The 20947-nt window shown below is 36.8% G+C and carries 19 protein-coding genes, 1 tRNA gene, 2 pseudogenes and 1 riboswitch; of the genes and pseudogenes, 13 read left to right on the top strand and 9 right to left on the bottom strand.

Going from position 1 to position 20947, the window contains the following annotated elements; translation table 11 throughout:
- Positions 1–99: 99 nt before the first annotated feature.
- From HUW50_RS03210 to HUW50_RS26935, 7 genes and pseudogenes are all read left to right on the top strand, one after another.
- Positions 100–330, top strand: a pseudogene (locus HUW50_RS03210) (tyrosine-type recombinase/integrase); the annotation flags it as partial.
- 233 nt (positions 331–563) lie between these two features.
- Positions 564–863 carry a MerR family transcriptional regulator gene (locus HUW50_RS03205; RefSeq protein WP_185653682.1) on the top strand — a complete coding sequence of 100 codons (300 nt, stop codon included), beginning with the start codon at positions 564–566 and terminating at the stop codon, positions 861–863.
- 222 nt (positions 864–1085) lie between these two features.
- Complete coding sequence (locus HUW50_RS03200) at positions 1086–1271, top strand: type 2 periplasmic-binding domain-containing protein (RefSeq protein ID WP_066339737.1); 186 nt, start codon at positions 1086–1088, stop codon at positions 1269–1271.
- Positions 1272–1532: 261 nt separating this feature from the next.
- Positions 1533–2594, top strand: coding sequence for a M14 family zinc carboxypeptidase (locus HUW50_RS03195; protein WP_066339734.1), 1062 nt, complete (start codon positions 1533–1535; stop codon positions 2592–2594).
- Between the two features lie 350 nt (positions 2595–2944).
- Positions 2945–3361, top strand: coding sequence for a VOC family protein (locus tag HUW50_RS03190; protein ID WP_066339723.1), 417 nt, complete (start codon positions 2945–2947; stop codon positions 3359–3361).
- A gap of 308 nt (positions 3362–3669) precedes the next feature.
- Positions 3670–5127: an alpha-amylase gene (locus tag HUW50_RS03185; protein WP_185653681.1), complete on the top strand. Its 1458-nt coding sequence runs from the start codon at positions 3670–3672 to the stop codon at positions 5125–5127.
- 45 nt (positions 5128–5172) lie between these two features.
- Positions 5173–5297, top strand: a pseudogene (locus HUW50_RS26935) (DUF523 domain-containing protein); the annotation flags it as partial.
- A 338-nt stretch (positions 5298–5635) separates the two neighbouring features.
- Here HUW50_RS26935 and HUW50_RS03175 read toward each other — a convergent pair.
- A tRNA-Ala gene (locus tag HUW50_RS03175) sits at positions 5636–5708 on the bottom strand.
- A 268-nt stretch (positions 5709–5976) separates the two neighbouring features.
- On the opposite strand from HUW50_RS03175, the gene HUW50_RS03170 reads away from it, so the two are divergent.
- The 3 genes from HUW50_RS03170 (at position 5977) to HUW50_RS03160 (ending at position 10489) form a co-directional block, all read left to right on the top strand.
- On the top strand, positions 5977–7704 hold the full coding sequence (locus tag HUW50_RS03170) for an ABC transporter ATP-binding protein (RefSeq protein ID WP_066340360.1): 1728 nt from the start codon (positions 5977–5979) through the stop codon (positions 7702–7704).
- Entirely contained in the window at positions 7701–9533 is a 1833-nt protein-coding gene (locus HUW50_RS03165; protein WP_066339719.1) for an ABC transporter ATP-binding protein, read from the top strand. Before HUW50_RS03170 ends, HUW50_RS03165 begins: the two co-directional genes overlap by 4 nt.
- A 71-nt stretch (positions 9534–9604) precedes the next feature.
- Positions 9605–10489 (top strand): SMP-30/gluconolactonase/LRE family protein, encoded by an 885-nt coding sequence (locus tag HUW50_RS03160; protein ID WP_066339717.1) that lies wholly within the window; start codon positions 9605–9607, stop codon positions 10487–10489.
- A gap of 64 nt (positions 10490–10553) precedes the next feature.
- On the opposite strand, the gene HUW50_RS03155 is transcribed toward HUW50_RS03160, so the two are convergent.
- Positions 10554–10925 carry a hypothetical protein gene (locus tag HUW50_RS03155; protein ID WP_185653680.1) on the bottom strand — a complete coding sequence of 124 codons (372 nt, stop codon included), beginning with the start codon at positions 10923–10925 and terminating at the stop codon, positions 10554–10556.
- A gap of 215 nt (positions 10926–11140) precedes the next feature.
- Positions 11141–12028, bottom strand: coding sequence for a nucleoside hydrolase (locus HUW50_RS03150; RefSeq protein WP_066339712.1), 888 nt, complete (start codon positions 12026–12028; stop codon positions 11141–11143).
- Between the two features lie 291 nt (positions 12029–12319).
- Between HUW50_RS03150 and HUW50_RS03145 the strand changes: the two genes are divergently transcribed.
- Entirely contained in the window at positions 12320–13123 is an 804-nt protein-coding gene (locus HUW50_RS03145) for a hypothetical protein (RefSeq protein WP_066339709.1), read from the top strand.
- Positions 13124–13259: 136 nt separating this feature from the next.
- Here HUW50_RS03145 and HUW50_RS03140 read toward each other — a convergent pair whose 3' ends face one another.
- Positions 13260–14519 (bottom strand): GDSL-type esterase/lipase family protein, encoded by a 1260-nt coding sequence (locus HUW50_RS03140; protein ID WP_185653679.1) that lies wholly within the window; start codon positions 14517–14519, stop codon positions 13260–13262.
- A gap of 25 nt (positions 14520–14544) precedes the next feature.
- A complete protein-coding gene (locus HUW50_RS03135; RefSeq protein ID WP_066339701.1) occupies positions 14545–15048 on the bottom strand; it encodes a DinB family protein in 504 nt (167 codons plus the stop codon).
- A 151-nt stretch (positions 15049–15199) separates the two neighbouring features.
- Here HUW50_RS03135 and HUW50_RS03130 point away from each other — a divergent pair, with 151 nt between their 5' ends.
- Positions 15200–16108, top strand: a complete 909-nt coding sequence (locus tag HUW50_RS03130; RefSeq protein WP_066339698.1) for a DMT family transporter — start codon at positions 15200–15202, stop codon at positions 16106–16108.
- Between the two features lie 11 nt (positions 16109–16119).
- Here the strand turns inward: HUW50_RS03130 and HUW50_RS03125 are convergent, their stop codons facing one another.
- The 4 genes from HUW50_RS03125 to thiT form a co-directional block, all read right to left on the bottom strand.
- On the bottom strand, positions 16120–17247 hold the full coding sequence (locus HUW50_RS03125; protein WP_066339695.1) for a hypothetical protein: 1128 nt from the start codon (positions 17245–17247) through the stop codon (positions 16120–16122).
- A 314-nt stretch (positions 17248–17561) separates the two neighbouring features.
- A complete protein-coding gene (locus HUW50_RS03120; protein WP_185653678.1) occupies positions 17562–17753 on the bottom strand; it encodes a hypothetical protein in 192 nt (63 codons plus the stop codon).
- Positions 17754–18116: 363 nt separating this feature from the next.
- The gene (locus tag HUW50_RS03115) at positions 18117–18911 is read right to left on the bottom strand and encodes an SDR family oxidoreductase (protein ID WP_066339687.1); all 795 of its coding nucleotides are present in this window, start codon (positions 18909–18911) and stop codon (positions 18117–18119) included.
- Positions 18912–19067: 156 nt separating this feature from the next.
- Positions 19068–19640, bottom strand: a complete 573-nt coding sequence (gene thiT, locus HUW50_RS03110; protein ID WP_232329099.1) for an energy-coupled thiamine transporter ThiT — start codon at positions 19638–19640, stop codon at positions 19068–19070.
- Between the two features lie 145 nt (positions 19641–19785).
- Positions 19786–19891, bottom strand: a riboswitch (TPP riboswitch).
- A 66-nt stretch (positions 19892–19957) separates the two neighbouring features.
- Here thiT and HUW50_RS03105 point away from each other — a divergent pair.
- Positions 19958–20671 (top strand): hypothetical protein, encoded by a 714-nt coding sequence (locus HUW50_RS03105; RefSeq protein ID WP_066339683.1) that lies wholly within the window; start codon positions 19958–19960, stop codon positions 20669–20671.
- The last annotated feature ends 276 nt before the right edge of the window (positions 20672–20947 follow it).

Raw genomic sequence — 20947 nt, 5'->3', positions numbered from 1 at the left:
CTTCCACATTCTGGGCGTTATTGTGGAACAGGAAAGAAAAGGGTGATACATATTATACATGACTAATATGTATCACCCTTTATTTTTTATGGCTTATTACAAATCCGCTTCCACGATTTATGGCATACTCATACAACTTTGTTATTGTCGATAGGAATAAATGTCAAGATCATATCAGAACGATTAGGTCACAGTAACCTAAAAGTAACACTCGACACTTATTCGCATGTGCTTCCAACAATGCAAGAAGAAGAAGCCCGCGTTAGATGTAATTATAAAATGAATACTGTGACCAAACGGAAGTTAAGCATAAATTTCGATGCCCGTTGAGGACGCAGGAGAAGAGAAAAAAACCTTGATATATCAAGGTTTTTTCCGGATTTTATATAGGATGGAGCATAGGGGGCTCGAACCCCTGACCTCTACGCTGCCAGGGTGGAGTGTATAATTACCGCTATTATACTAGGATGCTCTGAAATGGCATCATATCAAGGTATTTGAGGGGGCCATGCAAACATAAATGAACTGTAATTTCCCGTAGTTATCTATATTGTGTGACCAAAATGTTACCAGAGCGTGACCAAGTTAGTTTTGAGAGAATGCTAAAAAATATATTTTTGAGATGTGATGGTATGCCAGCTGTAATAAATATCTATATTTTGGGTAATATTACCTTATTGCAAAGACAAGAAATGTTGATGCAGAATAAATTGGAAGTACAAAAGAAAATCGAAGAAAGTGTAAAACACCTAGAAGAAATAAACTATAAATTAGCTTTGTATGAACTTCAGAAAGAAGAAGTTAGGAAAAATCCTAATTATAACTTTAAATGTCACGGTCTGGAGATGAATTTTGTAAAGTAATGTACTTACGTAAAAGAGTAATTCCCTTAATAAAGAAAGGATGTTTATGAACACAGCGGTTGAATTATCGTTACAAAAGTTGCAGAGACTTTTGTAAAAAGGGAAACCGCAATATTATTTACTGAAACATGGTCAAGAACAGGGAGAAATTCCTGAACACTATGATATCAAAGGGCTTTCTCAGTTTATTCATAATTCACTTGTGGGATTAGGGTGGCGCTTATGCCTGAAGTGACACTAGTAGAAAGCATTCCAAGCTCAACGGTGAAAATCCCTTTAACCGAGCCAAATGTTACCCGAACATTAGGCGTCATCACACCTGTCTACCGATCATTGCTACCAACTAAAAAATTATTTTATGATTTTCACAATGAATTCTTTGCTAGAATAGATCACTTTAATAAATAGAGTAAAATTTTATGTATTTTCCAATCATACAGATGATTTAATTCATAGACAAGATTCTTCTTTTAGTAAAAATTGAAACATGTTTCATCCGTAATCACTATTCCCTACGAACTTACAATTTATGTCAATAAATAATTCTACTTGCACATATTTCGGGTATCGAAATATGTCTAAACAATAGGTAGCCTACTCTATTAATTCTAGTAACATGAACCAGTAAAATAGAATGGTAACCAATTGTAAAAAGGGGAGGAATTGTAAGTGAGTATTAAAAAGAAAGTTTTATCTATTTCATTATCTAGTATATTGGCAATAGGAACAGTTACAGCTGTTTCAATTCCAGCAAATGCAGTAGGCAATGGGCCAAACACGGGGAATGGTTCCATTCAAACATCGATTTTACATACATATGAAAGCATGGTTGATTATTTGAAAACCCAAGATTCCAAGCAAGCTACGATGGAGCTTGAAGTCATTGGGCAAACGGTTAAAGGCCGTGATATTTACTTGGCCAAATACTTATCAAACCCTGATAATCCAACAATATTATTTTTAACCCAGCAGCATGGTAACGAGCAGCTCACCACTGAAGGGGCACTTGAATTTATTAAACACTTAGGCACGAACAAACTTAAAGATGTCCTGGATCATGTAAATGTGCTAGTGATCCCGATGTTAAATGCTGATGGAGCGATGGGTGATGTTAACTTCTCACTTGATAACTATTTAGCTGACGGTGATCGTCACTTAACACGATATAATGCAAATGAAGTTGATTTAAATCGTGAACATGATAAGCCTGTCAACGAGATGGAGGCTGAGGTAAGAGCACTTCATGAAAATGTGTTTTCGAAATATGATATCGATTATATGATTGATTTACATCATCAAGGAACACGCAGTCAAACAGATGGTGAGCTGGTATCTGGTTCTATCCTCTATCCAACTAATTCGGAAGTAAAACCAGAGGTATTAGAAGGTTCTAAAAAACTCGGGGCAGTGGTATACAATACCCTTGAAGATACGGGCTGGGGGCATATCGGCAAATATAACGGAGGGGATGGCGCAAATATCGGACGGAATGGTGCTGCAGTCCGTTATGATATCTCAACGTTACTTTTTGAAATGCGCGGTATGTCAGATCACTATATCGAGTCTTATGCACTTGGTCAAAAAAGCAATGGTTATTTAATCAAACAAACGATTACGACTTTGAATGCAGCAGTTAATGCAATTGCTGATGGATCAATTAAAACGGCTGATACAAGCTTCTGGGATACTCTCCCAACGCAAACAAATAGAGCGGAAGAGGAAGACGAATAAAGTGAGACTTCCATCAGTGGGGTTTTCTCGAAGTACAGGATTACGATTGCCGACTTTGCCACAGGACGTGGCGAAGTCGGCAATCCCCTACTGATGGTTATAAAACTCCCTTCATTAATGGAAGGGAGTTTTTATTAAGGTTCTTAAGATAGTGAATAATTGCACTTAAAGTAACTAGGGCTAGAGTTCAATAAATGCGAGCCAGCTTTAACAGCCTTGGATCTTCAACAATCGGACTGTTTTCTTGAATATGAGAAGGGATTAATCGTAAGTAAATCGAAGTTAATCAGAAGATGTTATTTTAGTTGAGTATCAAGACATACTACTCAACATTAAGGTGGAAATCGATTATGAACGACACACAGACATTACGAGGACTCACCACAGTTAGTTTTTGGACGGATGATCTAATAGCAGCAAAGAAGTGGTACGCCGAGCTATTGGGCATCGAACCATACTTCGAACGTCCAGGATATGCCGAGTTTCGACTCGGCGATTACCAGCACGAACTGGGCCTGATCGATAGCAGCTACGCGCCCGATAGTTCAGCGACCGGCCCGTCCGGTGCTGTAGTGTACTGGCACGTCGACGATGTAACAGCAACTTTCAAGCAATTGCTGTCTATGGGAGCGAAAGAGTACGAGGAACCCACAGAGCGCGGAGAGGGGTTCATCACTGCTTCCGTGGTCGATCCCTTTGGGAACATCCTAGGCATTATGTACAATCAGCACTATTTGGAAGTACTGGGTTCTACCAGAAAAGCGTGACCCTAGCCGTCGTCATGCACAGTTCATCAAGGCTTGAAGTTATGGACTATTCCAGATTAGGGCGCGATAGTGGAACAAGAAGTAAGAGGGTGATACATATTGTACATGACTAATATGTATCACCCTCTATTTTTATGGATTTATACAATTTAAGTCTTGATAAAAAGAGCGCCTTTTTGTCATTCCGAACGTGTCGCTTCGGCACTAAATGGACCAATTACGGCATTTGGTACGAAAGTTTAAAAAAGGACAGTAAATTATTGCTAAAATGAAAGTGATATTAATTTGACATTAGGGAGGAATGAGATTTGGAAAGAAATCGTACTATGATGCAATTTTTTGAGTGGCATGTTGCACCTGACGGATCGCACTGGAGTCAATTAAAAGAAATGGCACAAGTACTAAGTAAAGTATGGATTAATACATTGTGGATTCCCCCCGTAACAAAAGGTCAATCGTCACAAGACACTGGTTATGGTGTCTATGACCTATACGATCTAGGCGAGTTTGATCAAAAAGGAACAGTTCGAACAAAGTATGGAACAAAAGACGAGTTAATAGATGCTATTTACGAGTGTCATAAATATGACATACAAGTTTATGTAGATTTAGTGTTAAATCATAAAGCTGCGGCTGATGAAACAGAAGTCTTTAAGGTTGTTGAAGTAAATCCGCAAAATCGTAAAGAAGTTATTTCGGAACCATTTGATATTGAAGGCTGGACTAAATTCACTTTCCCAGGTCGAGGAAGTCAGTACTCTTCGTTTAAATGGAACTTCGAACATTTTAACTGCACTGATTATGATAATAAAACTGGGAAAATGGGAATTTATCGAATTTTAGGAGACAATAAAAATTGGAATGAGAATGTAAGCGACGAATTTGGAAACTATGATTATTTGATGTTTGCAAATATTGACTATAACCATCCTTCGGTGATAGAAGAGGTTATTAAAGCAGGAAAATGGATCATAGATACTTTGCAATGTGACGGGTTTCGGTTAGATGCCATTAAACATATTAAGAATGATTTTCTTCGTGACTTTGTAACAGAAATGTTGCGACATCGAGGAAAAGAATTTTATTTCGTAGGAGAGTTTTGGGATTCAGATGTAAGAGAAAGTCAGGAGTTTTTAGATTCTATAGATTATAGAATTGATTTATTTGATGTAGCACTACATTATAAATTACACTCTGCATCAAAAGCAGGTCGCCATTTTAACCTCGCTACCATTTTTGATAAAACCCTCGTCCAATCTCACCCTCATGATGCAGTAACATTTGTAGATAATCACGATTCACAGCCTAATGAGGCACTTGAGTCTTGGATAGAAGATTGGTTCAAACAAATTGCATATGCCATCATTTTACTTCGAAGAGATGGATACCCTGTTGTATTTTATGGTGACTACTTTGGTATTGCTGGTGATAATCCTATCCCTGGTAAAAAAGTAGCAATTGATCCCCTTTTAAACGCTCGTTATCATTATGCATACGGAGATCAGGATGATTATTTCGACCATCCTAATACGATTGGTTGGGTACGACTAGGAACAACCACGATTGAGCGATCCGGCTGTGCTGTTATTATCTGTAATAGTGATGGAGGCAACAAAAAAATGTTTGTGGGGACTGAACGTGCTGGAGAAGTATGGGTGGATATAACTCGAAATAGAAATGATCAAATTAGCATTGACGATAAAGGATTCGCAATGTTCCCTGTTAATGGTGGAAGTGTTTCGGTATGGGCCTTACCTGAAGAATAATATGATAGTAAGTTTCCTTAAATAAAGTTAACTATTTAAATGGAAGCTCATGTTTATAATGGTGAATTTGAAGGTGAGAAAATTGTTGGAAACGGAGTCACAACTGCTTTACTTAAAAGAAACGGATTACAAGTAATTTAGAAGAACAATTTTCCGATAATATCCGTTAAGATAAATTAATTGATTTTCAATTAAAGGGAGCGATTGTTGAACAAGAATTAAAAGGGTGGTACATACTATACATGACTAATCTGTATCACCCTTTATTTTTTGACTTTTTACGATTTAGGTCTTGATAAACAACTAAGTCACCAATAAATTTCCGGAGCTACTAATTATAGATATTCCAAACGGCACCGTCCTAGATGGAGAAATAATTGTAACAGACTAACAAGGGGAACAAAGTGTGACCAAAAGGTATTTTTGGCAGTTTGAATGGTTACTAGATAAAAACAAATAAAAAGGGGAAACCCTTATATATCAAGGATTTCCCCTCTTCAATTTGTGATGGAGCATAGGGGGATCGAACCCCTGACCTCTACGCTGCCAGCGTAGCGCTCTCCCAGCTGAGCTAATGCCCCACGATAATAATCTAATTTGGGAACTAAAAATATTATACTATATTTACAATAGAATACAAGATTCTTAACATGAAATCTATTAATGAATTATGCAACCTCCTTTCATTAACACCTCATCTAATTCCCCAACCTAATTAACTGCCTACATAAACACCAAAAATAAACCCACCAATAAAATATTTCATTAGGTTAATAAACACCAGGTATAATATAATAAAAAAGGAAATAATGGAACATGGAAAATTCTACATATAAAGAAGGTGCTAAAATGCTAGAAATGATCAAACACCTAAAGCCTTACAAAACACAGCTTTTCCTCGTCTTTCTCTTTTCATTAGTTGCTATCTTATTCGAACTATACTTACCAACACTAATGGCTGATATTGTCGATGTAGGAATCGTAAATGAGGATGTACCATTCATCTTAAAAACTGGGGGCTGGATGTTGGTTTGTACCATTATGTCAATTCTATTAATGGTAGGGGTCAGCTATTTTGCTTCAAAGGTATCGTTAGGCTTTGGCCGTGATATGCGCAGAAAACTGTTTGTCCATATTGAACATTTCTCTCTACAAGAATATGAGAAATTTGGGTCAGCCTCGTTAATTACAAGAACGACAAATGACGTAAAGGTTGTTCAAGATGTCATTAATATGATGCAGCGCATGATGACAAGAGCTCCATTAATGCTAGTTGGCGGAGTTTTGCTGGCTGTGTCGCGAGATCGTTATCTTTCACTCGTCTTCCTCGCTGCTTTACCTATCTTAGCACTAGTGATTTTTATCGTCGCTCGAAAAGCCATCCCGCTTTTTTCAGTTCAGCAGAAAAAAACAGATCGTTTAACCCTTATTCTCCGAGAAGTATTAACTGGGATTCGAGTTGTTAGAGCGTTTAATCGAGTTGAGTTCGAGAGAAGTCGCTTTAATGTTGCGAATGAAGAATTTCGTGATACGGGAATTAAAGTTGGGAAACTGATGGCGTTAATGTTTCCGATTATGCTTATTATCATGAATTTCACCAACATTGCAATTGTCTGGTTTGGTGCGATTCGAATTGATCAAGGAGATATGCAGGTTGGGAATTTATTAGCGTTTATCCAATATGCCGCGATGATTTTATTTTCATTGATCATGCTTTCAATGGCGTTTATTATGATTCCGCGTGCGCAAGTATCTGCAAAGCGGTTAAATGATGTTTTATTAACAAAGCCAATGATTAAAGATCCGGAACAAGCAGTACAATCAAGTGATGCGGAAGGAATCATCGAATTTAAAGATGTGACGTTTCGATATGAGGGTGCTGAAAAGCCTGTTCTTGAAGGAGTTTCTTTTTCAGCTAAGCCAGGTGAAACAACAGCGATTATTGGTAGTACAGGGGCAGGGAAATCGACATTACTTCAACTTATTCCGCGATTCTATGATGTCGAGAGTGGCTCGATTTTAATTGATGGTGTGAATATTCAAAGTATGACACAAAGTGCACTTAGAGAAAAGATCGGTTATGTACCACAAAAGGCTACTTTATTTAGTGGAACAATTGCTGAAAATATACGCTATGGAAAAGAGGACGCAACAGAAGCAGATATTGTTGGAGCATTAGAAACAGCCCAAGCGACCCAATTTGTTCAATCACGAGAGCATGGGATTGAAAGCAACCTTGAGCAAGCAGGAGTTAATCTATCTGGTGGACAAAAGCAGCGTTTATCGATCGCACGTGCTCTTGTGAGAAAGCCTAAGATTTACTTATTTGATGATAGCTTTTCGGCTCTCGATTATAAAACAGATAGTATGCTCAGACAGGCACTAAAAACAGAAACATCACATGCGACGATTATAATTGTTGCCCAACGAGTAAATACCGTTAAGGATGCAAATAAAATTATCGTTTTAAATGAAGGGGAAATTGCTGGTGTTGGGACACATCAGGAGCTATTACATGAAAATGCAATCTATCAAGAAATTGTAGCATCTCAAGAAAATGGGGAGGCGAGTGCATGAGCAAAATGAAAGGTCCAGGTGGTCCTCCGATGCGTCACGGACCAGGGATGGTCGGTGAAAAACCAAAGGATTTTAAGAAAACATTTAAAAGACTATTTGGGTATTTAAAGCCATGGAAAAATCGGATGATCCTCGTAGCAGTGGCAGCGATTTTTTCAACGTTATTCAATGTCATTAGTCCAAAGCTATTAGGAGATGCAACTTCATCCATTTTTGATAGCTTTACAGCGGGAACCTCAATTGATTTTGAATTTATTGCTAGAATCCTCCTACTGCTTATTGGATTATACCTTTTATCTTCTTTGTTTTCGTATGTTCAACAATATGTGATGGCTAGTATTTCTCAACGAACGGTTGCCCAACTACGAAAAGAAGTTAATGAAAAGCTATCGCGCTTACCGCTAAGTTATTTTGACAAACACTCACATGGTGATTTGTTAAGTAGAGCAGTTAATGATATTGATAGTGTTAATACAGCGTTGCAACAGGCACTTACACAAATTATTAATTCAGTGATTTCAATTATTGGGATTATTATTATGATGCTTATCATCAGTCCACTTTTAACCCTAGTGGTTTTGATCACAATTCCTCTTAGTTTATTTGTCGCACAATTTGTGACGAAGTTTTCTCAGAAGCACTTTGTGAAACAACAGGAGGAGCTAGGGAATATTAATGGACATATTGAAGAAATGTTTACCGGACATCAAGTTGTAAAGGCATTTGGACATGAAAAAAAATCGATTGCTGAATTTGATGAGATTAATGATCGCTTGTATCATTCAAGTTGGAAGGCACAATTCATCTCAGGGCTAATGATGCCGTTAATGGGCTTTGTTGGGAATTTAGGATTTATTATCGTTTCGATCTCCGGTGGTCTGCTAGTTTTAAATGGAAGCATCCGCGTCGGTGACGTTCAAGCGTTTATTCAATATACTCAGCAAATCTCTCATCCGTTAGCACAGGCTGCAGGAATTGCGAACATGATTCAAGTGGCCATTGCTTCGGCTGAACGTGTTTTTCAATTACTAGATGAAGCAGAAGAAAAACAGGAAGAGGCTGCACCAATTGATGTTGAAAGGCTACAGGGGCGGGTGGTCTTTGATCATGTACATTTCGGTTATGAAAAAGATCAGCCGATCATCAATGATGTAAGTCTTGAGGTGAAAGAGGGCCAAACCGTTGCGATTGTTGGGCCAACCGGTGCCGGAAAAACAACGATTGTCAATCTGTTGATGAGATTTTACGAGTTAGACCAAGGTTCAATAAAAATCGATGGTGTAAGCTTAACAGATATGAGCAAAGAACAGGTGCGCAGTCTTTATGCGATGGTGTTGCAGGATACGTGGCTGTTTAATGGAACGATTGCTGAAAATATTGCCTATGGTAGTGGATTTGCTACAGATCAGGAAATCGAGGAAGCAGCAAGAAATGCTTATGCAGATGACTTTATTCGTACACTTCCAGATGGCTATGACACTGTGTTGGGTGAGGATGCAACAAATTTATCACAAGGACAACGACAGCTGCTCACAATTGCCCGTGCGATCATTGCCAAGCCTAAAATCCTGCTCCTTGATGAAGCAACAAGTAGTGTTGATACACGTACAGAAATGAAAATTCAAAAAGCGATGACTAAGCTATTGGAAGGAAGAACAAGCTTTGTTATTGCCCATCGTTTATCAACAATCAGGGATGCAGATCTCATTCTTGTCATGAATCAAGGAGACATTATTGAAAAGGGAACACATGAAGAACTACTTAAACAAGGTGGTTTTTACGCAGACTTATATGAAAGTCAATTTTCACATAGTGAGACTGCATCATAAAAAAGAAGCAGGGATAACGTTATTAGTGTGGAATGTGAAGGGGAAGTAGATACAAAGGGGAGAGGGAGAAAATGGCTTACTTAGTAGAACTCGTACTTGATGAGAAAGCAACATTAGGGGAAGGTCCTCACTGGGATCATCAAGAAAACAGATTGTATTGGGTAGATATTATTGGAAAGAAGCTTCACGCTTTTGACCCAGTCACTAATAAAAATCGAACATTGCAATTCGATCAATATATAGGGGCCGTAGTTCCAGGAAAAACAGGTCAACTAATCCTAGCAATGCAGAATGGAATCTATCGGTATGAATTAGAATCAAAGCTTCTCACTCTCATAGCAGATCCTGAATCTGATAAACCGAATAATCGTTTCAATGATGGGAAATGTGACCCTACTGGCAGATTTTATGTCGGAACAATGGATCTAAACGGCAAAAAAGGCAGCGGAGCATTGTATCGTCTAGATCGTGATGGTCAACTATCAAAAATGCTGTCATCGGTGACGATCTCCAATGGTCTTGCCTGGAGTCCGGACGGGAACGAGATGTATTTTATTGATACCCCAACAGGTGAAGTTGCAATTTATCACTATAATCAACAATCTGGTGATCTTTCCTACAAGCAACCTGCGGTGAAAATTCCACAAGAAATGGGTTCACCAGATGGGATGACAATCGATCAAGAGGGGATGATTTGGGTTGCGCACTGGGGAGGCTCACGAGTAACACGTTGGGATCCACACTTAGGTAAACAACTAGATGAAGTCATCGTGCCAGCTAAAAATGTGACATCATGTGCATTTGGTGGAGAGAACTTGGATGAACTGTACATCACAACAGCACGCCAAGGGATGAATGATGACGAATTGTTAAAGTTCCCACAATCAGGTGGTTTGTTTATGGTTAAAACAGATGTACAAGGCGTACGCGGGAATCATTATCGTAGTAGCAAATAAGGTACCAAAACGAAAGAGCCAGTATGATATGCTGGCTCTTTCGTTTTTACCTAAGTATTTCATTTTAATAATAAGGGTAATAAGGTGGATAATATGGGTATGGATATGGGTATGCGTAAGGTAATAATGATAATGCCGCTAATGCAGCAATCGGAAAAAACTGTCGTCTAAAGCGTCTAAACCGTCTTCGTGGACCACCATAACCACCATAACCACCATATCGTTGATCTTCGAAATCGTCTCTTTCTTGCTCCGTTGCATCTTCACCAACTAAAACAGAAACACCATTATCGTCAACACCTTCAATAATCCCATCAAAAGAGCTACCATCTTGCATTGTTAAAACAACGTGATGGTACATATAACTTTTGCATTTTCCATGTATATTTCTTGTGAAATCAGTTTCATCATAATAATTGTAGCCTTCTACAGACATCTTTCTCATCTCCTCTCAAAATACATGATATTCGTCTAGTGAGAGGAGGTTACAATTTTTTATAAGGAAAATTATTTTCTGTAAATTGATCAAAATATTCGAAAGAGAAGCCGATATAAATGGAATTATTTCTTTAATCCCAAAAGTAGCCATATGAACTTCCGTTAACCTCAAATAATCGAGTAATTGCCTGTATGAAAGGTAATAATGTATAACTAACTGCAAGAAATTGAAAAGTAATGCTCAAAAAATCTTTTTCGATCCACCTCAATAGCAATCTCCCAATTTCCTCTTACATCTGCATGAAAACTCATCATTCCAAGATTCTGCTTATTATAGATATCAACATCAATAAAACCTCGTTGATACTTACATAGCTCTGGTTCAAACAAACAGGCACCAGCAAGTGGATCATGAAAAGTCATATCATTTTTTTCAAGCCAAGGTGAACCAAAATCTTCAACTGCTTTCATTAAATTAGAGCTAAAAAGGTCAACCTTCTCATCCCGTTTTAGCACAAGCCTTGTAGTCACGTTGAGGGCAAAGGTTCTATGAATAGGAACGTTTGTATTGTAAACAATCGCACTAGCATGTGGATCCAACCATGAATTCCAATTAGCCATTGGCATATCTAAGCTAGTTTCTAATTCCTCAGAAAATACCCCGCACATGATATGAAGTTCTTTGAGCAAACAAGGGATTTCAGGATCAATTAGAAAAAGCAACGCAATATTTGTTAGATGTCCTACAGCTAGAAGTGAGATTTCATGTGGATTTTCATGGATAGTCTGACGCATAAAATCTACGGCTTGATTCTTTTTAAAAGAAGAATCATGATACCAATTTGATAGTTTGGCTGCTCCATCAGGTGTCGGATATAGATTGTTAAGAAGCATTTGCTTGTCTGCACCTGCATAAATCGGAATGCTTTTACCAGCTGCACTACAAATCGCATCCGCGACCATTGCTCTTTTTTCAACTTCTCCTCCAACAGTGGTAATTCCAACTAATTCACAGGAAGGCTGACGAAGGAGATAAGCTAAGCATAAGCAATCGTCAATGTCACCACCAATGTCTGTGTCCAATAATACCTTTTTCCTCATATAGCTATCACTCCAAACTGTGGGTTTTAGTTGACTTATGCTAAGTATTTCGATAAATGTCGTGAACTTCCTTTATAAAAGAAGTAACAACTAAATAGAATGATTTAATCATTAAGTAACAGATTGGTCATAATTTATTCACAATTATTGGAAAAGCTACTAATGATAGTTATCAAAATCAGTGGAGGTGAGCAATACTCCCGACATACTGCTGACATGATTTGATAGTAGAGTCTGTATGAGTGAAACACTCAAAAGTAATACAATACTTAATTATTTGGAGGTAGTAGGATGAAGAAACAAACACTCACATTTGCCCTATCTGGAGTATTGACTCTAGGAGTTGTTGGAGCAAGTCAAGCTTATGCTGAAGAGGTGCAGGCAACGAAAGCGTCAGTTGAAGAAGTACAGCGTGAGGTGACATATTCTGGTCTTGGTCATCGACATGGTGATCCTGAGGATCATTTAGAGTTTCTTCAAAGACAAGCAGAAAAATTAGGGATTGAAACAGAAGGGAAAGAGGCAAAGCAGCTTGCAGAAGAGGTTCGTGAGGCTCACTTGAAACAAGAAGCGAAAGAGCTCGGTATTAAAACTGAGGGAAAAGAAGTCGATGACTTAGCTCAAGAAGTTAGAAAAACACGCATTCAAAATAAAGCGAAAGAACTTGGTATTAAAACAGAAGGAAAAGAGATTGATGATCTAGCGAATGAAGTAAGAGAAACACTCATTTTAAACAAAGCAAAAGAATTAAAGATAGAAACAAAAGGAAAAGAGCTTGAAGATTTAGCAAAAGAAGTTCGTGAAGCTAGCCTTAAGAAAGATGCTGCAGAACTAGGCATTGAAACAGAAGGGAAAGACGAGAGGGAGCTAGTGAAGGAAGTAATGGATAAAAAGGTCCTTCAAACTGCAGAAAAACTAGGAATAGATACGAAAGATAAAACAACCCGTGAAATCATGGAGGAAGTTTTCACAAACTATGCAGATGAAGCAAAAGCGCAGAAGCTTTTCCCATTTGATGGAGAAAGAGGCTTTCATTTTGGCGGACACAAAGGTGGTTTCCATAAAGGGGAATCCTCTGGTGGAGAAACAGAATAGCGGTTACCTAACTAAAGAACCCCATCCTAAATATTGATTTTATAGGATGGGGCTTTATTCATTAAAGTGTATTAGATACCTTTGTTTTACGTTTCCATTGAATCATTAATACACCACTACCAACTACTATTAAACATTATCCAGTTATTAAAAAGCTATATATTGAAGTAGCAGTGTTTGGTAAGGTATGTCCAGATTTTACGATAGGTTTTGCCGGTTTTTCAACCTTAGATGTTTCCTCGGCTTTAACTTGTTCTTGTTCCTCTTGACCTACTTTCTCAGGAGTAGGCTCAACAGGTTCGGGTTTACCGACTGGTGTTGTTGGTTTATTTTCTTCTGGTTGTTCTGTTGGCGGCTCTTCAACAACAGGTTCCTCTTCTTTATCGGGAACTGTCTTGATGTTTTTAATTTCAATTGTTGTGACAGCTTCTTGATTCGTAGTTTTTACATAAATCGTATATTTGCCATTTTCAGATACTTCAAATTTATTCTCATTGATATCGTTACCCGCATTAGCAAAGTCTACTGTACCCTTTTCTACGGGCAACCATTTCATTTTTTCTACATCCGCGATTTCCCCGATCGTAACAACAACCGGTTCAGTGGTTTCTGCTTCGGTTGAAAGTGTGAGTTCAATAATCAGTTCTTTTGGTTGAAGTTCAACAATTTTAGTTGTTGCGAGTTGCGCTAACGCTTGATGACCGGCAACAGTAGGATGAATATCACCTGGAATAACGTAAGCTGCTTGTTTACCAGCAAAAGCGGAGTATGCATCAAGGTAATAGATTCCTGGTAGTAATGCAGCTTGACTAATTACATTACTGTTAACGATTGTTGTTATTTGCTCACCCATCATATGTAAGGAACCTGCAAAGGCATTTTCCGTATTAACTGCGAATGGATTATATATAGAATATATTAAGATAGGTGCTTCTGTATTTGTTCGAATATGCTTAATTGTCTCTTTTAAATTTTCAGCCAGAGCTTGAGTTGCTAGTCCTATTTGTACTTGTATCTCTTCTGTCAACATAACTGGTTGTTGTGAATGTAAGATTTCCGTAAGCTCTACAGCCTGCATCAAATCGTTTGCCCCAATGTATAATGTAATCACATCTGCTTGTTGGAGCTGAGGTGTATATTCTTCCTTTCGGATTTCTGTTAATAATTCAGTGGATGTCCAGCCTGGAAAACTAATATTTTCTACTTCACTTGCTCCATTCGCGATTAAATAAGGGAAGGCGTTTTTAGTTGGCTCTTCAAGACCATAGCCAAACGTAATCGAATCACCTAATGATAAAATGTTCAATTTCTCAGGTTCATTTGCAGCAACAAACGATGAACACACTACATTTAATAGAAGTATAATAGCAAAAAGGAAAGGTAGCTTTTTAATCATATTTAATTGTAAATCCTCCTTGTGATTAGACACTTTCAGTTGTAATAGCATCCTTTATTTCTTCAATCTGTGCTAAATGCCTTTTCTCATGATAGCCAATAAATTCGATCCATTGCTTCAAAGAAATTTTATCGAAAACTGGATGCTTAAATCCAATTCTAGTCAAATCTAGCTCAGAAGGAATGGTGTCAATTAATTGCAATAAGTGGTTACGAGATTTCGATAGAGAGTCAAGAATATCTCGTTTATTAAGTGCTTGTGATGATGGGGTAATTGTCGATGATGCCGTTATTTTCTTTGAACGATCAAGCGTCATGGCTAGTGGGATATCTGCTAGAGGTTCTTGTGGTGGTAATGAAAGCATGTACGAAATCGCCTTTGTAATTTCAACTTCTGTCTTGTGTAAGTGTTCAAGAACTTGTCCAACACTCCAAGTGTGTTCTGATTTTTTTGCATTGAATAAATGTTCAGGAATGCTTTCAATGGCCATCAAGATTTCTTTCCGTGTTGCATTTAACTGTAAAATCATATATTTCCCCCCCGATTTGTCATTCTTTTTCATTATACTACATACTTTTTCCCTCTTTTGAAAATTCCATCTACAAATTTCGCATCTATTTATTGTTCCTTTCATGGTAGAATGAGAAAGGTTTTATTTTAAAGAGTAGGTGAGACAAAGTATGAATTCTTCACGCATATATCCTTACGCAGCACTACTTATTGGTGTCATTGCTGTATCAACCTCTGCGATATTTGTTAAGCTAACTTCTGCTCCGGCACCTGTTATTGCCTTTTATCGATTGTTTTTTTCAACAATCCTTATCGCGCCGTTATTTTTCATAAAAAGTCTAGGTGAGTTAAATGCGATGTCAAAGAAAGATTGGTTATATTCGACAATCGCTGGTGTGCTTTTAGCCTTTCATTTTATTTTATGGTTTGAATCATTGAATTTCACCTCTGTTGCAAGCTCTGTTGTCCTCGTTACGCTACAGCCATTATTTGCGTTTATTGGAACGTATTTCTTTTTTAAAGAAAGGATTTCGGGAATTGCAATATTTAGTGGGGTAATTGCAATTGTTGGCAGTGTCATCATTAGCTGGGGAGATTTTCAAATAAGTGGCCTTGCATTGTTTGGGGATGTGTTAGCACTTGCAGCATGTGCGATGATAACCGCGTATTTGCTATTAGGGCAAGGGATTAGAAAGCGACATTCTTTAACATTATACACGTTTATAGTGTATGGTATTAGCTCGATTACATTGTTGCTTTATTGTTTGCTTTTGCACTATCCATTATCACCTTATCCAATGCAAGATTGGTATTATTTTATTTTGTTAGCAATCGTCCCGACATTATTAGGTCATTCATTATTTAATTGGTCATTAAAGTGGATTAGCACAAATGTAATCTCCGTCATGATTCTATTAGAACCAGTAGGTGCCATTATACTTGCTTACTATTTACTAGATGAGAAGGTTATTCTCCCGCAGGTTATCGGTGGCTCTATTATAATGGTTGGTATCATTTTGTTTTTACTTGAAAAACGTTTAAAGAAATTATCCACGAATGAATTAAAGCCTGCTAGCTGAATGTGCAGGCTTTATTTTTCCTCAATAGATTGTCTAGCTTCCTTTAAATAATTTGTTTCTAAATCTTTAACGCTTATACCTGTGGCATTGGTAAATCCCTCATTAAAATCATTCACCTTAGCCGTTTCTTCAATGATCGTCTTAATCATTTTTTCTCCGTAGTGATTTACTAAATAGTCAATTGCATAATAGCTTTGAAGATAAACATCATAGTCCTCTAAACGTTTTTTTTCCCAGTCATCATGCGTCACTAGATTTTCAAATGACGTCTCTTGAAAAGGATAATAACGGTGTGCTACATCATACATCCCAACGAATTCAGCGACACCTTCGTGAAACCAAAGAGGAATCCTGTAGACAAAAAGGTCTTGCTCCTTAATAAAAGCTTGTAGACGATAATGTGTGTATTCATGCATAATTGTGCTTTGGAAATAAAAAGTACCTGGCATCTGATCAGAAACAATTTCATCTAGATCAGATATTGCTACCCCGACAATATCATTCGGATCATCAAAATAACCCATCGTTTCAATTAGTGATGTTCTTTCATAAAGATCTTCAGAAGAAGCATGAAGAATTAAATCAATGTTATTGTCGTTTACTGTCCCGAATAAACGTGTTGTTAAGGAATCAGCTTTATCCAGTACTCCCTCTATTACTGGGAGAAGTTCCTTTTCCTGTTGCGTATAATAGATCGTTACATTTCGATAGGATTGGATTAATTTATTTTCCTTCATTGCATTATAGTCAGTTGGTGTCGTTTGATCTTCTTGAAAGGGAAGCATATATAGCTCGAATTTTTCTTCTATTGTAAGGTTTTTGCCAAGCTCGGTTGAAATCATAAAATTTATTGAAAAAAAGAAAACGGTGACGATCGTAAACACGACTGTTAAACATCCAAGTGAGACCAATCCGCTGATTCCCTTTAAAAAAAGAAAATGAAAGTTCCTATTTATACATACAAACGAATAGATGCAGAAGCAAAATAGACTGAAAGAAAGAAGTACCATGATAATACTTAAAATAAGACTTACCTGTATGTTCATAATTAAAAATAAAGCTAATAAAATAACAAATGTCATGATAAATGAAAGAAAAGAATAAAAAAGATTTGTAAAAATCACATTAACTATTTTCAAAGTAACCTCCTATAAAGGTGTATCTTTATTGATATCTATGAAGGAACTAAGAAAAAAATCATGATATTTGCTATTTAATTTTCAAAAATGTTATGACAAAGAACAAAAGCGCAAGCGCCTTGAACAGCCCCGACAAGCATAAGATGATTTAGAATAGAAGGCGTCCTTTGCCTTCAATTCTAAATTAGCTTATGACCTCGAGGGGCTAGGCGCTGGAGCTGGATGTGGTGCGCTTATCCACAGTTCAACAAATTTTATAATTCCTAAGAATAAAAAAGCGTTATGCTATATGCATAACGCTAAAACTGCATATGTTAAACTTGTTGATAAAAAATCGATGACAAATAAGCAAATGTAAACCCTAAAGGAAGGCTGAAAATAACAGTCAACCCTTGAACTGGTCCCTCTTCATTACTAATTCGTATCGCTTCCTTATAACCGTAAGAAAAATGGAATAATGATAAAAAAAGTGTAAGTAACATTACTGCAAAAGAAATATTCATCATCAAGTCCTCCGCCTTTTTTACAATCTATTCTTTCTATTAATACATGCTCAAGCTTCTCTTAATATGATAACTTTTTCATAAACTTTCATAGAACATCGGGTGCGTTTCTAAAAGGGAACTAGAGTATAGGAAGATTTATCATTCTATTAAATTGCTTAATCTCATTTTAACGGAACAGGTCAGTGAAAGTTTTGGGGATTTTGTATTGAAAGAATAGTGTATCAAAGGAGAATGTATAGACAGAAAAAGGATCATCCATATTTTGAATGATCCTTTTTCATTTAGCATAATTAATATTCTTTGAATAATAGGTTTAATTAAGTAATTTTGACGATAAGCATCTGTATTTCTTACTTATGACTGTTATAATAAAGATTCTGCTCCATCAATATAAATCTCACTTCCAGTAATATGACTAGATTCCTCAGATGCGAGGAAGGAAACAAGTTGAGCAACATGCTCTGGCTTCCCAGGACCATGTTCCAATGGCTGGCTTCCTTCTGGATACTCAACAGGTATTTCAATCTTTTTAACTTCCGGTGTTTTTTTCGTGTTCATTCCAATATTCGTTTCGATTGCACCGGGACAGATAACATTTACCCTTATTTTATATTGGGCCAGCTCCAAAGCTGCCATTTTTGCAAAAGCAACTTGACCGGCTTTAGAAGTGCTATATGCAGCCATACCAAAGTTTGAAAAAACTCTGCTTCCATTAATTGAACTAGTGATAATAATACTTCCACCATTATCCTTCATTTTTGGTATTGCATATTTAATCGTATGAAACGTACCCTTTAAATTAATTTGTAGAGTATTATCCCAATCTTCTGGACTCAAATCTTCGATGGGAGCAAGAACTCCGTTAATCCCACCATTTGCAAATACAATATCTAATCTGCCCCATTTGTCTACTATTTCTTCAATTCCTTCCTTCACTCGATTATGGTCGGAAAGATCAACATCTGTAATTAGTGCCTCACCTTGAAATTCTTCAATTTCTTTCTTCACCTTTTCTGCATTCTCTTCCTTAATATCCATTAAACAAACCTTTGCTCCTTGTTTAGCTAAATGAATTGCCGCAGCACGTCCAATTCCCGAGCTTCCACCTGTAACAACAGCTACTTTATTTGCAAACCTATTTTCATCATATAGATTCATGAGCACCCTCCTGAAATTAGTCATAATACTAGTATTTCTAGGAATGTTATTTTTACTAAAAAATAGAACGGATGATAGAGTCATTTCTATTTACCCTTTATTACCTTGTCTAAACAATACAAAAAACCTTGGACTTTTATCCAAGGTTTAGACTCATTATTTTCTAGTAACTAAACGTGGTGCAGTTATTAATAAGAAACTAACAACTATTGCTGAGACAATAATAGTAGGAATCATATATGAAGCATTATATCCAATTGAGTAAATTAACACTGGTGTTCCTTTAGGTGTTAATGAAGCAAAAAAGAACACTCCTGCTAGGACATGAATAGTAAGACGAAGTATACCACCAAGCAAAGTACCAAGCGTAATGTACAATATAGCCGTTTTTTGCTTTTTATCTAGTAAAGCAGTTTGAATCTTCTTGAAGAAAATCCCACTCAGACCAATGACTGTGAAAGCTAAATAGTAATCAAGGAATCCTTGTATTGGATGAATAATATATGGACTTCCTAGAAATGCTTGGAGAAGTCCGAATAATAAACCTGATAAAAGCCCGCCTTTTACTCCCCATCTAAAGGCAATAATAAAAACAGGAATCATTCCTAATGAAATCGAGCCGCCTTGTGGTAGTTTTCCGATAACACCTGATAATAAATCTAATAAGAATGCCAATGCTGATAACATCGCCACCTCAACTAAAAATAGTAAACGTTGATTTACTTTCAAACTAAAAACCTCTCTCTTTACATAAAACCAAAAAGTAACCTATAGTTGCCACTACTATTAAAAGATAACTAATATGACTGCTTCTAGGAGTGAAAATACAAAAAAGCAATACTTGGAATATGGTGATGGTTCCAAACATTGCTTTTAATATGGCCATCCACATCCCTACGCTAGTGCTAACTAACAGGTTCGAAGGGTTAGAACGATTTTTACAACGTTCAATCTCAGCTATGGCTCCCCTTGTGGTTTACATGCGTTATTTTATTTTGATACTTACTATACATGATTATAAATAGAACAGGCAAGTAGTTTGTGTAATGGAAGGTATGAGATGGTGTGGCTTTGTAGTAATGAATGTGATGAGATCTTCATATAATTCATCTGAGATTGTCCAAGAGGTGAATGATTTGGGGTTAAAAAAACTATTAAGTTTAAAAAATGTATCGTTAGTAAAACAAGTGAACCAAATTCAGAGTGAAAAACTATATGGTGGAATTATTCATCAGCTCAAGCTTGATGACTTTTGGCATCAATTAAAAGGATATGAAAGAGCATTTTTAAGAAATTGTACAAAATGGTCTTTTGGAGGGAAAATTAAGTCAGAGGAATTTGATCATACCGATAGTAATGTAAAAACGAAGAGAAGTGATTGTAGTTTTTTATTTGGACTTGCATCATGGTCATATGAATCGAAGGAATACGAACTAACAGAAAAAATATTAATGGAGATCGTGAATCGAGCTTTTACTCCGATAATGATCCATCGTGCATATCAGGAATTAATAAAAATGCATTATCTGTTGCGTGAAAATGATGAGGCCTCCATGCAAAAATGTAAAGTATATTGTAAGCTTCATATTGAATTAGCGCCAATACTCTTGAAAACAGCGAGTAATGAAGGGATACGACCGCCACGTATTCCTGCTTTTGTAATTTTAAGTAACGTTCTTAAAGAAGAAGGTCGATTAGAAGAATGTGAAGAAGTATTAATGCTTGGGCATCAATATAAGATAGGGAAATTCGATTATTAGTTTTATTTCTTTGTGGGTGACGGGTTAGTCGCCTTTTTTTGTTGAAGAAATATGCGGTAAGATGCTGAATCATGGGTGAATCAATCAATCACTTCTTATATTATTCTTAATAATAAAATTAAAATCATAAATAAATAAAGTTTTACTTAAAAAGTACTTGATATAAGTTTTTTATCGTGATATATTATTAAACGTCGCTGATGAAGTAGTGAAAATCAACATCGAGTACATTGATTTTGAAATTAAAAAAGATGTTGACAAGCTTAACGGTGGATG

This window comes from Metabacillus sp. KUDC1714 (assembly GCF_014217835.1).
GTDB classification, from domain to species: Bacteria; Bacillota; Bacilli; order Bacillales; family Bacillaceae; genus Metabacillus; species Metabacillus rhizosphaerae.
The sequence above is the reverse complement of the archived record's forward strand: the minus strand, read 5'-3'. Positions and strand labels throughout refer to the sequence as shown.